Below are 13,715 nucleotides of genomic sequence, written 5' to 3'. Positions count from 1 at the left end.
CTAGCCGCGCTGTGCCAGGAACGCGACCCGAACCTTGTCACCGGTGCGAATTTCGATGTCGTCGGGCTCGACCACGATCAGACTGTTGGCCTCCGACATCGCGGCCAGCAGATGCGACGAAGCGCCCGCGCTGTTGCCGAGCGGCTGCACCAAATACTCACCGGTGGATTCGTCCCGCATCAACTGGGCGCGTAGATAACCCTTACGACCCGCCATCGACTGGATCGGAGTTATGGTCCGAGCCCGGACGATCCGGCGCATCGGCTGCCGTCTTCCCAGCGCGATCCGGATCAGTGGGCGCACCATCACCTCGAAAACCACCAGGGCACCCACCGGGTTCGACGGCAGTAGGAAGGTAGGCACCTCGTCACGGCCGAGCCGGCCGAACCCCTGCACCGAACCCGGATGCATCGCGACCCGAGCGATCTCCAGCTCACCGAGCCCCTCCAGCGCCTCGCACACCTGATCCGAGGCCCACCCGCCGACCGCGCCGGCGATCACCACGACCTCCGCCCGCACCAACTGGCCCTCGACCACATCCCGCAGCCGACGCGGGTCGGCATCCACGATGCCGACCCGGTTCACATCCGCACCGGCATCACGGGCGGCGGCAGCCAGGGCGTAGGAGTTCACGTCGTAGACCTGGCCGGGCCCGGGAGCACGGTCGATATCGACCAGTTCCTCGCCGATCGAGATCACCGACAGCCGCGGCCGCGGATGGATGAGCACCTTGTCCTGGCCGACCGCGGCCAGCAGACCCACCTGAGCGGGACCGATGATCGTTCCGGCATGCACTGCGACGTCTCCGGGTTGCACATCGTCACCGGCCCGGCGCACATAGTCGCCCGAACGCACCGATTCGTACACCTTGAGCCGACCTCGGCCGCCATCGGTGAAATCCATCGGCAGCACCGCGTCCGCGAGGGTGGGCAGCGGCGCACCGGTCGCCACCCGCACCGTCTGCCGTGGTTGCAGCCGGATCGGCTGCCGGGAACCGGCGAGCACCTCACCGACCACCGGTAACGTCAGATCGACGAGTTCGCCGTCCTCGTCGCGGATATCGGCACCGGCGGACGCGACATCCACACTGCGCACGGCGTACCCGTCGATGGCGGCCTGATCGAACCCGGGCAGCGGCCGCTCGGTCACCACATCCTCGGCGCACAGCAGACCCTGGGCCTCGGAAATAGCTACCCGTACCGGCCGCGGCGCGACAGCCGCAGCGGTCACTTTGATCTGCTGATCCTCAACAGAGCGCATCCAGCCCTTCCCGATGTCCTCGCCCCGCAGGCGATCTCATTCGTCCGCGGTGAGTTGCGGGTTCCACGCCGGATCGAGCCGGTGCTGGAGCCACTCGCGCAGCGCAGGACCGTATTCCTCGCGCTCCAACGCGAAATCCACCGCAGCACGAAGATAGCCGCCCGGGTTGCCCAGATCGTGGCGCGACCCACGGTGGACGACAACATGGACCGGATGGCCCTCATCGATGAGCAGCGAAATCGCATCGGTGAGTTGCAGTTCCCCACCCGCGCCGGGGCCGATCCGGCGCAGCGCGTCGAAGATCGCCCGATCGAGCAGATAGCGGCCGGCGGCGGCGAAGGTGGACGGCGCGTCGGCCAGGCCGGGCTTCTCCACCATGCCCTTGACGCGCAGCACATTCGGATTGACCGCGTCGGGCACCGGCGCCACATCGAACACCCCGTACGCGCTGACCTGGTCCTTGGGCACGTCGATCGCACACAGCACGGATCCGCCGCGCTTACGACGAACCCGATTCATCACGTCCAGCACCCCGCACGGCAGCACCAGATCGTCGGGCAGCAGCACCGCGATCACATCTTCTTCGGGATCGAGCACCGCTTCGGCCTGCGCCACCGCGTGCCCGAGGCCGAGCGGTTCCTCCTGCACTACCGAGGTCACATCGAGCAGCCCCGGAGCCTTGCGCACCTTCTCCAGCAGCTGGAATTTCCCGCGCTCGGCGAGGGTGCTCTCCAACACCAGATCCTCCACGAAATGCGCGACCACTCCGTCCTTACCTGGGGAGGTCACGATCACCAGTCGGCTGGCTCCGGATTCGGCCGCCTCGCTGGCCACCAATTCGATACCGGGGGTATCGACCACCGGCAGCAGCTCCTTGGGGACCGTCTTGGTCGCGGGCAGGAACCTGGTCCCCAGCCCGGCCGCGGGCACGACGGCCGTCCGGAAGCCCTGCTCCGACGGGGCGGCGCCCTCGTTGCCCTGTTCTGCGGCCTTTTCTGTCATATACACACCCTATCCATCCACGGCGCCGTCCAAACGGCTGTACACCGGCTCGCCGCGGACTTTCGCCGACGTGACCGGCACTGGTGAGAGCCTATGGTTGTCGCCGTGCCCATGCCCGACGAGTGTGACAAGCAGGCCTGGCGCGCGGAGATCCGCGCCCGCCGGGCGGGATTACCCGAACTCGTCCATGCAGCGGAGGCCGCGGCGCTGGCCGCGACAGCCGCCGACCTCGGTCCCGCTGAGTGGGTGTGTGCCTATGTGCCGATGCGCGGGGAGCCGGGATCGGTGGCCATCCCCGAGGCACTGCGGGATTCCGGTAGCCGGGTACTGCTCCCGGTGACCGGCCGACCCGGCCCATTGAGCTGGGGCGAGTTCACCGGCGCGGGATCGTTGCGCCCGGCCCGCTTCGGCCTGCTCGAACCGACGGGTCCGGTGCTGCCGCCGGAAACTGTCGCCCGCGCCGAGGTGCTGCTGATCCCGGCGCTGGCGGTGGACCGGCGCGGCGTCCGACTCGGCCAGGGTGCGGGCTACTACGACCGGACGCTCGGGATGGCCGATCCGGCCGCCCGCCGGATGGTTGTGGTCCGCGACGACGAGCTGGTGGAGCGGCTACCCGAGGAACCGCACGATATCCGGATGACCTGGGTGCTGACCCCGGTCGGCGGGATGCGGCGGCTCGACGCCGCACTGTAGCGATCACCTTCCCGGGTGGCGCTCGGCACAATAGTGGGTATACCGGAATCAATGGGCGATTGGCACTGTTGGCACTGTCGGCTGTAGAGTGCTAAATCTCGAATACTGCGGAGGACCCAGTGCCAACCTATTCATATGCGTGCACCCAGTGCGACAACCGCTTCGATATCGTTCAGTCCTTTACCGATGAGGCTCTCACTGTCTGCTCGGAGTGCTCCGGCGCCCTGCGTAAGCTCTTCAATTCGGTGGGCATCGTCTTCAAGGGCAGCGGCTTCTACCGGACCGACAGCCGCAGCGGCGCGTCGACCGCCAGCGAACCGGCCAAGTCCGACAGCTCCGCGTCGAGCTCTTCGGCTTCCAGCTCGAAAGCCGGCTCCGACAAGGGCTCGGCCGGTACTTCGTCGGCCCCGGCCGCCGCGGCCAGCTGAGAGAAGGATCTCGCGCCGATCCGGCGCCGATCGACCGGCGATAGCGGCCGGGCACCGATGTGATCCATCCACACCCCCCGAGTTGTCCACAGTTGTGCACAACTCCGGTTCAGTACCGGAAAGCGCTCATACGCTCGACACATGAGCCGCTTCCGAACCTCCGCCCACACGGCCATCGGCGGCCGCGCCCGTCTCGGCGCCGGTGAGACCTGGCGTGATGCGTTCGACAATCGCCCGCCTTGGGCCGACGGGGTCCTGCTGCGGCGCATCCTGGCCGCACTGTGCGCGCTCGCGGCCGTAACGCTGTTCCTCCGCGGCGATCCGGCCCACGCGCGTTCCACCGTCGTGGTCGCGGCCCGCGACCTCCCACCCGGCCACCTGCTCGGCGCCGCGGACCTCCGGCTCGCTTCCTATCCGCCGGATGTCGCACCGGACGGCGCGGCCGCGGACCCCGCGCCGCTGCTCGGCGCCGTACTGACCGCCGCCCTGCGCGCGGGCGAGGTGCTCACCGACGTTCGCGTGGTCGGGCCACGTCTCGCCGAGGTCGCGACGGGGCGCCCGGATTCCCGAATCGTGCCGGTCCGGCTGGCCGATACCGCGATCACCGAGATCCTGCGAGCCGGCGATCGGGTCGATGTGGTGGCCGCCGGATCCGAAGATCCGACCCTCGCGCAGACCCTGGCCGTCGACGCAGCCGTGGTGCTGGTGTCGGGACCGCCCGAAGACTCGGGCGCGCACCGTCACGCCGAACGGGTCGTGCTGGTGGCGATGGACGCGCGCCGGGCAGCGGTCGTGGCCGCGGCCTCGCTGAACAGCGCGCTCACCGTGATCTTCCATTGATCGCCGGAGATGTGGCCGGGCAGACGGAAGGGACCTGCCGCGGTGCGCGTCAGGTCCCTTGACCAAGATGTGGGGCTGGGCCGCATCCCGGCCGGATGAGCCGTCCGCCGGGTCAGCCGAGGCTGAACGGCTGACCCCACAGGGTCACCACGGACATCACGTGATCGGTCTCGACCTTGACCCGCACGAATGAACGCGCCTGCGCGTAGCCACCGCAACCGTTGACACCGATGGTCTGATCGGACCAGGTCACCGAACCGCTGTTGCCCTTGAACTTGTTGTTGGTGGCGTGGTCTTCGTTGCCGTAGTCGTCGGGCTTCTCGATATCGAGGACGTAGAACGACTTCGCCTGCCCGGGCCCGACGGTCAGATTGGCGCCGCCCTCAGCGCTGGGGCTGATTTCGGCGCTGTCGCCCTCGACGCTCACATCAGCGTCGGCGCCGCCCTCGACGCCGCCACCGTCGATATTGACCTGGCAACCTACGACGTAGCCGGGGTAGATCTTGCCGCCGACCTTCTGGCCGCCCGCGATCTCGACCTGCGCGCTCGCGGAGGCCCACGCGTTGCGGTGCACCGGGGTGGAACCCATGGACGGGCTGATGGTGGCGGACTCGCCGACCAGGCGCACCGTCACCGCGGTGCCGTCGGACAAGGTCTTGGTGATTTCGCCGCCGGGCAGCGGAATGAAGGTGTCGGCATTGGCAGCACCGGCGGAGAAGAGGCCCAGCGCAATCGAGGCGGTGGCGCCGACAGCGGCAAGGCGCGCCGGATTCTTACGGTAGAACATGTGTTTGTGCCCCTCTGGGGTTGAATTCGCTACAGCGAGAGATGTGGTGGGTGAATTCGACCGGTGCCGGTATCAGCCGATGCTGAACGGCTGCCCGTAGAGGGTGGTCTTCGAGTAGTGGTCGCCGATGATCTCGACCACGGTGTAGGCGCGGGCCTGCGCGTAACCGGCGCAACCCTGGATCGCCATTTCCACATCCTGGTACTCGACCGAGTAGACACCGGCCTTCTCGATGTCCTTGTACTCGATCTGTACGAACTTCACCTCGCCCGGGCCCAGCTCGAGGCCGACCGAGCCGCCGATGCTACCGCCACCGACCTCGATACCGACCGAACCGCCCAGGCCGATCGCGTCATCGGCGATGCTCACCTGGCAGCCGACGAGGTAGCCGGTGTTGATCTGCGAGGCACCGTGCGTAGAGGAGTTGTTGGTCCCGTCGGCGCCGGTGGGGCCGTTGTTGGGACCGGCTTCGCCCTCCGGGGTCACCGAGACATCGGCAGTGGCGGTGCCCGATACCCAAACGGTCCGGCCCGCGCCGTTCGCGGCCAGCGACGGCGAAATGATCGCGCTTTCCTGGCTGCGGGTGATCTTCACGCCCGGCCCGGCTTTTTCACCGGCGGGCAACGGTACGAAGGTATCCGCGTTCGCGGCACCGGTCGAGAAAAGACCCATGGCCACGGCAGCGACAGCGCCGGCGCCCAGGGCGCGCACGCCGCAGCGCAGACCAGTGGTGCGGTTCTTGCTCATATTTCCCCTCATCAAGGTTTTCAGCGACACCCGGCATCGCAGCGATTCGATGCCGGGGCGGCCCGAGAACAGGCTTCATAGAGCTTGAGGGATAGCTGTAGCCACGAGATGAACCCGGAACCGCACAGCCGGTGAACACTCGAATACCGTGCCGTCGATACGGTGTGTCACTCGGATGATTGCCAGGTAGCCGGGAGGTGACGGCGCTGGGGAGCCACTCGCCCTGGGCGCCGGTTCCCGTTCTGCGCCGAACGAATACGGGCCTGCCGCAGCTGCGGCAGGCCCGTATTCGTGCCGATATGTCGGTTCAGCGCTCGGTCAGCCGAGGCTGAACGGCTGACCCCACAGTGTCACGAAGGTGATCACGTTCTCGGTCTCCACCTCGACCTTGACGAAGGACCGGGCCTGCGCGTAGCCACCGCAGCCGCTCAGCCCGATGGTCTGATCGGACCAGGTCACCGAACCGCTGTTGCCCTCGAACTGGTTGTTGGTCGCGTGGTCCTCACTGCCGTAGTCGTCCGGGCTCTCGATATCGAGGACATAGAAGGACTTCGCCTGGCCGGGCCCGACGGTGAGGTTGCCGCCGGTTTCGGCGCTCGGGCTCACGGCGCCCTCGGTATCGACCTCCGCGCCGGCGCCACCCTGGGCACCGCCGCCGTCGATGTTCACCTGGCAACCCACGACATAGCCGGGGAAGATCCTGCCGCCCACGTCCTCGCCGCCGGCGATCTCGACCTGCGCGCTACCGGAGGCCCACGCGTTGCGGTGCACCGGAGTGGCACCCATGGACGGGCTGATGGTGGCCGATTCGCCGACCATGCGCACGGTCACCACCGTGCCGTCGGACAGTGTCTTGACCAGTTCGCCGCCGGGCAGCGGCACAAAGGTGTCGGCGCTGGCGGCCCCGGTCGAGAACAGGCCCAGCGCGATGGTGGTGGCGGCGCCGACGCCGGCCAGGCGCGCCAGATTCTTGCGGTTGATCATGGGGTCATACCCTTCGAAGGGAGAGCTCGCGGGCTGCGCGAGGAAGTTCGGTTCGATGCGACGTGGACGGGGCGCGACAGCTCAGCCGATGCTGAACGGCTGCCCGTACAGCGTGGTCTTCGAGTAGTGGTCGCCGATGATCTCGACGACCGTGTACGACCGCGCCTGCGCGTAACCCGCGCAACCCTGGATCTCGATCTCGGCATCCTGGTACTCCACGGAGTACCGGCCGGGCTTCGTGATGTCCTTGTAGTCGATCTGCACGAACTCGACGTCGCCCGGGCCCAGTTCGAGCCCGACCGAGCCGCCGACTCCACCGCCGTCGAGAGACAGATTCGCGGAAGCTCCGAGACCGATCGCATCCTCGCCGAGGCTCACCTGGCAACCGACGATATAGCCGGTGTTGAGCTGCGAGGCGCCGTGCGTGGACGAGTTGTTGGTGCCGTCCGCCCCGGTCGGACCGTTGTTCGGGCCCGGCTCACCTTTGGGCGTCACAGCCACGTCGGCGACAGCGTTTCCGGAGACCCAGACCACGCGGCCCGCGCCGTTGGCCGCCATGGAAGGCGAAACGACGGCATGCTCACCCGTACGGGTGATGGTCACTCCGGGGCCGGCTTTCTGGCCGTCGGGCAGAGCCACGAAGGCATCGGCATTCGCGGCGCCCGTCGACAGCAGGCCCACGGCCACAGCGGCCGCGGCACCGACACCCGCGATCCTGCCGCCATTACGTACACCGGCGGTGCGGTTCTCGCTCATATTTCCCCTCATCACTTCGGACAAACAACATGGCCTACGAGACTCGGACATCGACTCGCCGGCTCCGACCAGTGTTTCGCTTGTTTGTTACCTACAGGTGACCTGTTGTTATTTCGGTGCAACGCCGCAATTCGGACAAATGCACGCCAATACGACCGGCGGGATCCACAATCCGAAACCTCACCGGACCGCCATTGCGGCGGTCGACGAACCGAGATTAACGGTCGGCAACAGATGGGACAAAGGTTGTTTTCGCTATACGTTAATGTGATCCAAATCTCATACCCCGCAGAGCGGACTCATCCGCAGGAAAATGCAGGTAGTCCGGGCGAACACGGCAGCAGGCTGCGGAAATTCACCACAAAGAAAGCGTCAAGAGAATCGGTTATATAAAACCGGAACAAAGGTGACCGAAATTATAATCTCGCACATTCCGCGCTGAATGAATTCAGAAAAATCAGCCTCCCCTTTACTACCCGGAGATAGCGCGTTCACACCCTGTGCGACCGAAAAGCGTTATGCGCCAATATGTTTCCGTAATCAGTAGATGCCGCCGTGATGCGGCGGTACCTGCGAACGCAACCAATCGTCACCATCGGCGCCCGGCCCCGCGCCCTCGTCTCGCTCGTCCCGGGTGGTGGACGGCAGCACCTCACCGAATACCCGGTCCAGACGCGCCGGGTCCCCCGCCCGGCGGTTCGCCCGGCGGGGGACCTCAGGGGTCGCACCCTCACTCATACCGCACGCTCCGGCTCATTCCAGCAGTCCGGACAATTCACCGATCACCCGGCTCGCCAGCGGACCCAACGTCGCCATACCGTCGCGGATCGCAGCCCGGGTACCCGGCAGGTTCACCACAAGGGTGCTCCCCGAAATACCCGCCAGGCCACGGGACAGCCCCGCGTCCAGCGAACCGGCGACCCGGCCCGATGCCCGCAGCGCCTCACTGATTCCCGGCAGATCGCGGTCGAGCACCTCGGAAGTGGCCTCGGGCGTCACGTCGCGCGGCGACATACCGGTACCGCCGACCGAGATCACCAGGTCGACACCACCGATCACCGCGGTGTTCAACGCGTTCCGGATCGCCACCTCGTCGGCCTCCACCGAAACGGACGCGTCGACGAGGAACCCCGCCTCGGTGAGCAGTTCGGTGACCAACGGGCCCAGCGAATCCTCGCCGCCGTGCGCCGTTCGATCATCTACCACCACGACCAATGCGCGACCCGCGACAGGAGCATCGATTTCCATACCGCTCACCGTAGCGCCGAGCTCCATCGCCGCGTGCCCGCCCCCGGTCACCAACTGCATCATCGGCCTCCCTCCACCGCGGCGGCAGCCAAGGTCACTTCGGCGGTCCGGGTGTTACCGCCCCGTTCATCGGTATAGGTCACTGTCACCTTGTCTCCCGGTTGTTTCGACCGCACGGCGGCGACCAGCGCATCCCCGGAATCGATCGTGCGGTCGTCCAGCCGGGTCACGATCGAACCCGGGGGAATCTTCGCCGCGGCCGCCGGACCGTTCGGCGTCACCTCGAGAACCCGCGCACCGTGCACCGACTCGTCACGCTGCACGGTCACCCCGATCTGCGCATACGTGGCGTGACCACTCTTGATCAACTCGTCGGCGACCCGCCGCGCCTGATCCACCGGAATCGCGAAACCGAGTCCGATGGAACCGCTCTGCTGACCGCCCGCCCCTGACGAACCCAAGCTCGCGATAGCCGTATTGATCCCGATCAACCGGCCCTGGCCATCGACCAGCGCACCACCGGAATTACCGGGATTGATCGCGGCATCGGTCTGGATCGCGTCGATCACCGGATTGGGCACGGTCGGATCATTACTGCCCTCCCCGGTCGTGGACACCGGACGGTTCATCGCCGAAACGATCCCCGTGGTCACGGTGCCCGCCAGCCCCAGCGGCGAACCGATCGCCACCACCGGCTGACCGACCTGCAAGTTCGCCGAACTACCCAGTTCCATCGGCTTCAGGTCCGTTTTACCCTTCACCCGGATGACCGCGAGATCCGACACCGGATCGGCACCCACCAGGGCAGCCGACGCGGTACTACCGTCGGAGAAGGTCACCGACATCTCGCCGTTCGCCCCGCCCCCGGCCGCGACATGGTTATTCGTCAGGATCAAGCCATCCGACGACAACACCACCCCCGACCCCTCCCCTTGGCCGCGATTACTCGCCACCTCGATCATCACCACCGACGGCAGCACCTGCTGCGCGACGGCCTGGATCGAACCGGCCGGGGCATTCCCCGCGTCCCGCACCTCCGGAACCGGCGCGTCCAACGCGTTGGTCGCCGCCGGCCCACCCCCCGAATCGCTGACCAGCGCCCCCACCGCACCACCGATACCACCGCTCACCAACGCCAGGGCAACGGCCCCCGCCACCAGACCGGTACGCACCGAACTCCGCCGCGGCGGCGGCGCGGCGACATAGAACTGCCCGGAATCACCGGGCGGCGGGCCACCGTACGAACCACCCGCGACGGGATACGCGGCCGTATCGCCCGGCTGCCCCACCGGAAACCGGGCTCCGCCCGGAAACTGCCAGGGCCCGCCCACCGGCGGCTGCCCGGGCGCTGTGAGCTGCCCACCCTCCGGCCCAGGACCGGCCGGTGGCCCCACCTGCGACTGCGGCCCCACCTGCGGCTGCGGAGCCGAGGGCGGCACCGGTCCGGCTCCCGACCCAGCCGGCCGATTGGTGAAATCCTCGGTCATAGTGTCTCTTTTCTGCTCATATCCGCTATCCAGCCTGCCGACAACTACTGAGAACGAACTGAGAGCTGTATTAAATTGTGCGCTCTGTGTTTATTTGCCCCGCCTTCGGCGGGGCTGTCGGGGCCCTATTAACCCCGGTTCTTCACTCCTTCGCTCAGTCGCTGCGCTCCTTCGCTACGTCGCTCCAGAACCGGGGCGGGCCCCGACTGTGTGGATGGCGCCGCCTTCGGCGCCGCGTCGGGGCCCTCGTGACCCCGGCCGCCGAGGTAGATCCATCCGGAGGAGACGGGAGAACAGGTCGTTCACGCCCCTCGGCAGCAGGGAGCACGGGAGCACGGGAGCACGGGAGCACGGGAGCACGGGAGCACGGGAGCACGGGACAATATAGTGCTCACTCCCCCAGATTCCTTGAAGGAAAGACCATCTACGCCCACATCACATCCACCCGTACAACGGGCACCAACGCAACCGCGCGAGTCGAGTTCTGCGAGACACCCCAAAGGGTTGAGGCCGTCTCGCCGTTCAGGCCTCGAAGCGCATGCGCGAAGCGCGAGTCTCGAGGCCTGAACGGCGAGACCTCAGGGCCTCAACCCCCGCGCGCGCCAGCGCGCCAAAAACACAGCACCTTCACAAGCGAGCCCACCTCCCAACCCCGTCATCGAGCCCACCACTCACCCACCAGCAAGCCCACCACTCATCCCACCGAAAAGCCAGTGCCGGTCCGGTTGAGGTAGCTGCGGGCCAGTCCGGGCCGCGAGGACATGGCGGCGCCGCGGAAGTACGTGGGCGACCTCTCGCCCCACCAGCAAGCCCGCCCTTCACCTTCACAAACGCGGCTTGCTCTCGAAGTGAGAGACAGGCCCCACCACCCACCTCCACCCCTTCGATCCCACGCCGCCGAACATCAGTTCGTCCACTGCCGGCGGCCATATCGATCGAACTTTCGAAGCCCCGAGAAACCCGGACAATATTGTCGGCCCGGCGGTGATTATTCGCTGTCTTCGGGTTCGGGCCGGTATTCGTCCGGGGGCGGGTTTTCGCCCGGCAAGACGATGCGGATGAGGGCCCCGCCGCGCTCGGAGGTGTCGATCGCAATCGTGCCGCCATGTTTGGTTACGACCTGTTTCACAATTGCCAGACCGAGCCCGGAACCGGGCATGGAACGGGAGGCGGTGGTGCGATAGAAACGCTCGAATACCAGTTCGCGTTCACCCGGTGGGATACCCGGCCCGGCATCGTCGACCGATAATTCCAGGAGTCCGCGGCCGGTTTCGGTCATCAGTACCCGGACTTGGGCGCCGGGCGGGTTCCATTTCGCCGCGTTGTCGAGGACATTGAGAATCGCGCGTTCCAGCGCCGCTTCGTGGCCGTAGACGAACCACGGCCGTAGTTCGGCGGCGAAGCCGACCGCGCCGCGGCGGCGTACTCGTTCCAGTGCGCGCTCCGTCACTTCGCCGAGGTCGACCCGCTCGTACACCGTTTCGGGAGCGTCCTCGCGGGCCAGGTCCACCAGATCGCCGACCAGGTTGGACAGCTCCTCGATCTGGGCCACCACATCCGATCGCAGTTCGGCCATATCCTCTTCGGGGATGGCCGGGGCTTCGGGGCGGCTCGATGCGATGAGCAACTCCATATTGGTGCGCAACGAGGTCAGGGGAGTGCGTAGTTCGTGCCCGGCGTCGGCGACCAGCCGCCGCTGCCGGTCCCGGGACTCGGTCAGAGCTCGCAGCATGGTGTTGAAACTCTCGGTGAGCCGTGCGAGTTCGTCGTCACCGGTTACCGGGATGGGGGTCAGATCGTCGGTGCGGGCGATCCGTTCGGTGGCCGCGGTGAGCCGGGCTATCGGGCGTAGACCGGTCCGGCCGACCGTCGTCCCGGCCCCGGCGGCGAGGACGACACCGGAGGCGCCGACCGCGAACAGCAGCCAAGCGAGCCGGTCGAGCACTTCCCGGGTCGGTTCCAGGCGTTGCGAGATGATCAGAGTGACGCCGGAATCCATCCGTTCGGCCAATACTCGCTGATTGTTGTAGGTGCGCAGCGACGAATCCCGCGTACCTCGCGCCACCGCGATCTCTTCGGTGCCGATCGGCGGTGTGGTCGGCTGCGGCGGAATATAGGCGGGCAGGCTCGGCCGCTGGGTTGCTTCGCCGTTTGCGGGCGGGTAGATCAGTGCGACGCCGATATCGTTGGAGAACAGCGTCGCCACGCCCAGCGACTGGAAGGCCATGTTGTCGATATCGCCGCTGATCATCGTCGCGGCTCGGGCCCGTAACTGCGCGTCGACCTGTCCGTAGAGCGCGCGGGCGACCATGGCGTAGGCGGCGATCGAGGTGATCGCCACGAAGATCGCCACCAGCGATGCGGCCAGCAGCGTGACCCGCCACCGTAGCGAGACGGTGCGGGTCAGCGGAGTCGGCGGGCGCATGGGCGCCGGCTCGTCCGGCCGGGTCCGGCCGAGCGGCGCGACCGAATGTTCCTCGGCCGCCGAGCGGGAGTTGCGTGCCATATCCGCGCTCAGGGTGGCGTTTCGCGCAGGACGTAGCCGACCCCGCGCACGGTGTGGATGAGCCGGGGTTCGCCGTCGGCTTCTGTTTTCCGGCGCAGATAGCCGATATAGACCTCCAGTGCGTTACCGGAGGTGGGGAAGTCGTAGCCCCACACCTCCTCCAGGATGCGGCCGCGGGTGAGTACCCGGCGCGGGTTGGCCATGAGCATTTCGAGTAGGGAGAACTCGGTGCGGGTCAGCGAGATCGATCGCGAGCCCCGGGCGACTTCGCGGGTGACCGGATCGAGCGAGAGGTCGGCGAAGATCATGGCCTCGGAGATCTCGCCGGCATCCGGAGTACGGCGGCGCAGCAGGGCACGCAGCCGGGCCAGCAGTTCTTCCAGGGCGAACGGTTTGGGCAGATAGTCGTCGGCACCGGCGTCGAGGCCCGCGACCCGTTCGGATACCGAATCGCGCGCGGTCAGCACGAGGATCGGCAGGTCGTCACCGGTGCTGCGCAGCCGTCGGCACACCTCCAGCCCATCCAGTCTGGGCATCATGACATCGAGTACCAGCGCGTCGGGGCGATCCGCGTTCGCCTTCTCCAGTGCGTCGATACCGTCGACCGCCAGGTCGACGGTATAGCCGTTGAAGGTCAGCGACCGGCGCAGTGACTCCCGCACGGCACGATCGTCGTCGACCACCAGAATCCGCATATCACCAGTTTGACGGCAGCGACTGAGAGGCTACTGAGAGGGCCCACCGCACCGCGAGTCCACTGAGCACCGGTTTCGCCGCGCGGTGTGTCGGGCCGGATCGTCGGTGCATCGAATATCGAACAGGCCTTCCCGACCGCGGGAAGGAACCGGACGGTCGACCGATTGCAGAAGCGGCCCGGTGTTGCGCGAGGTGAGCACTCCGACCAGGTCGTTCATCTGATAACCGGAGGAACCATTACCGACCTGTGATATCCCACGAAACCTGTTCCTCATCCGCTT

At 67.0% G+C, this 13,715-nt stretch carries 14 protein-coding genes; 3 read left to right on the top strand and 11 right to left on the bottom strand.

Annotated features, from left to right (window positions below; translation table 11 throughout):
- Both glp and OG405_RS00275 read right to left on the bottom strand, forming a co-directional pair.
- Complete coding sequence (glp, locus tag OG405_RS00280) at nucleotides 1–1,260, bottom strand: molybdotransferase-like divisome protein Glp (RefSeq protein ID WP_327149633.1); 1,260 nt, start codon at nucleotides 1,258–1,260, stop codon at nucleotides 1–3.
- Nucleotides 1,261–1,296: 36 nt separating this feature from the next.
- The gene (locus OG405_RS00275; protein ID WP_327149632.1) at nucleotides 1,297–2,262 is read right to left on the bottom strand and encodes a UTP--glucose-1-phosphate uridylyltransferase; all 966 of its coding nucleotides are present in this window, start codon (nucleotides 2,260–2,262) and stop codon (nucleotides 1,297–1,299) included.
- Nucleotides 2,263–2,373: 111 nt separating this feature from the next.
- Between OG405_RS00275 and OG405_RS00270 the strand changes: the two genes are divergently transcribed.
- The 3 genes from OG405_RS00270 (at nucleotide 2,374) to OG405_RS00260 (ending at nucleotide 4,223) form a co-directional block, all read left to right on the top strand.
- Nucleotides 2,374–2,955, top strand: a complete 582-nt coding sequence (locus OG405_RS00270; RefSeq protein ID WP_327152577.1) for a 5-formyltetrahydrofolate cyclo-ligase — start codon at nucleotides 2,374–2,376, stop codon at nucleotides 2,953–2,955.
- A gap of 119 nt (nucleotides 2,956–3,074) precedes the next feature.
- On the top strand, nucleotides 3,075–3,383 hold the full coding sequence (locus tag OG405_RS00265; protein WP_327149631.1) for an FmdB family zinc ribbon protein: 309 nt from the start codon (nucleotides 3,075–3,077) through the stop codon (nucleotides 3,381–3,383).
- A gap of 141 nt (nucleotides 3,384–3,524) precedes the next feature.
- A complete protein-coding gene (locus OG405_RS00260) occupies nucleotides 3,525–4,223 on the top strand; it encodes an SAF domain-containing protein (protein ID WP_327149630.1) in 699 nt (232 codons plus the stop codon).
- A gap of 112 nt (nucleotides 4,224–4,335) precedes the next feature.
- On the opposite strand, the gene OG405_RS00255 is transcribed toward OG405_RS00260, so the two are convergent.
- The 9 genes from OG405_RS00255 to OG405_RS00215 all read right to left on the bottom strand — a co-directional run bounded on the left by OG405_RS00255 (nucleotide 4,336) and on the right by OG405_RS00215 (nucleotide 13,433).
- Nucleotides 4,336–5,010 carry an MspA family porin gene (locus tag OG405_RS00255; protein WP_327149629.1) on the bottom strand — a complete coding sequence of 225 codons (675 nt, stop codon included), beginning with the start codon at nucleotides 5,008–5,010 and terminating at the stop codon, nucleotides 4,336–4,338.
- A 72-nt stretch (nucleotides 5,011–5,082) separates the two neighbouring features.
- On the bottom strand, nucleotides 5,083–5,757 hold the full coding sequence (locus OG405_RS00250) for an MspA family porin (protein ID WP_327149628.1): 675 nt from the start codon (nucleotides 5,755–5,757) through the stop codon (nucleotides 5,083–5,085).
- A gap of 318 nt (nucleotides 5,758–6,075) precedes the next feature.
- Complete coding sequence (locus OG405_RS00245; protein ID WP_327149627.1) at nucleotides 6,076–6,741, bottom strand: MspA family porin; 666 nt, start codon at nucleotides 6,739–6,741, stop codon at nucleotides 6,076–6,078.
- 81 nt (nucleotides 6,742–6,822) lie between these two features.
- Nucleotides 6,823–7,497, bottom strand: a complete 675-nt coding sequence (locus OG405_RS00240; RefSeq protein ID WP_327149626.1) for an MspA family porin — start codon at nucleotides 7,495–7,497, stop codon at nucleotides 6,823–6,825.
- Nucleotides 7,498–8,037: 540 nt separating this feature from the next.
- On the bottom strand, nucleotides 8,038–8,235 hold the full coding sequence (locus OG405_RS00235; RefSeq protein WP_327149625.1) for a hypothetical protein: 198 nt from the start codon (nucleotides 8,233–8,235) through the stop codon (nucleotides 8,038–8,040).
- A gap of 15 nt (nucleotides 8,236–8,250) precedes the next feature.
- Nucleotides 8,251–8,805 carry a MogA/MoaB family molybdenum cofactor biosynthesis protein gene (locus OG405_RS00230; RefSeq protein ID WP_327152576.1) on the bottom strand — a complete coding sequence of 185 codons (555 nt, stop codon included), beginning with the start codon at nucleotides 8,803–8,805 and terminating at the stop codon, nucleotides 8,251–8,253.
- Complete coding sequence (locus tag OG405_RS00225) at nucleotides 8,805–10,232, bottom strand: S1C family serine protease (RefSeq protein ID WP_327149624.1); 1,428 nt, start codon at nucleotides 10,230–10,232, stop codon at nucleotides 8,805–8,807. Before OG405_RS00225 ends, OG405_RS00230 begins: the two co-directional genes overlap by 1 nt.
- 988 nt (nucleotides 10,233–11,220) lie before the next feature.
- Nucleotides 11,221–12,738, bottom strand: a complete 1,518-nt coding sequence (locus tag OG405_RS00220; RefSeq protein ID WP_442790632.1) for an ATP-binding protein — start codon at nucleotides 12,736–12,738, stop codon at nucleotides 11,221–11,223.
- An 8-nt stretch (nucleotides 12,739–12,746) separates the two neighbouring features.
- Entirely contained in the window at nucleotides 12,747–13,433 is a 687-nt protein-coding gene (locus OG405_RS00215) for a response regulator transcription factor (RefSeq protein WP_327149623.1), read from the bottom strand.
- Between the last annotated feature and the right edge of the window lie 282 nt (nucleotides 13,434–13,715).

The sequence above is a fragment of the Nocardia sp. NBC_01329 genome (assembly GCF_035956715.1).
In the GTDB taxonomy this organism is placed as follows: Bacteria; Actinomycetota; Actinomycetes; order Mycobacteriales; family Mycobacteriaceae; genus Nocardia.
This window is presented reverse-complemented; position numbering and strand designations above follow the sequence as displayed.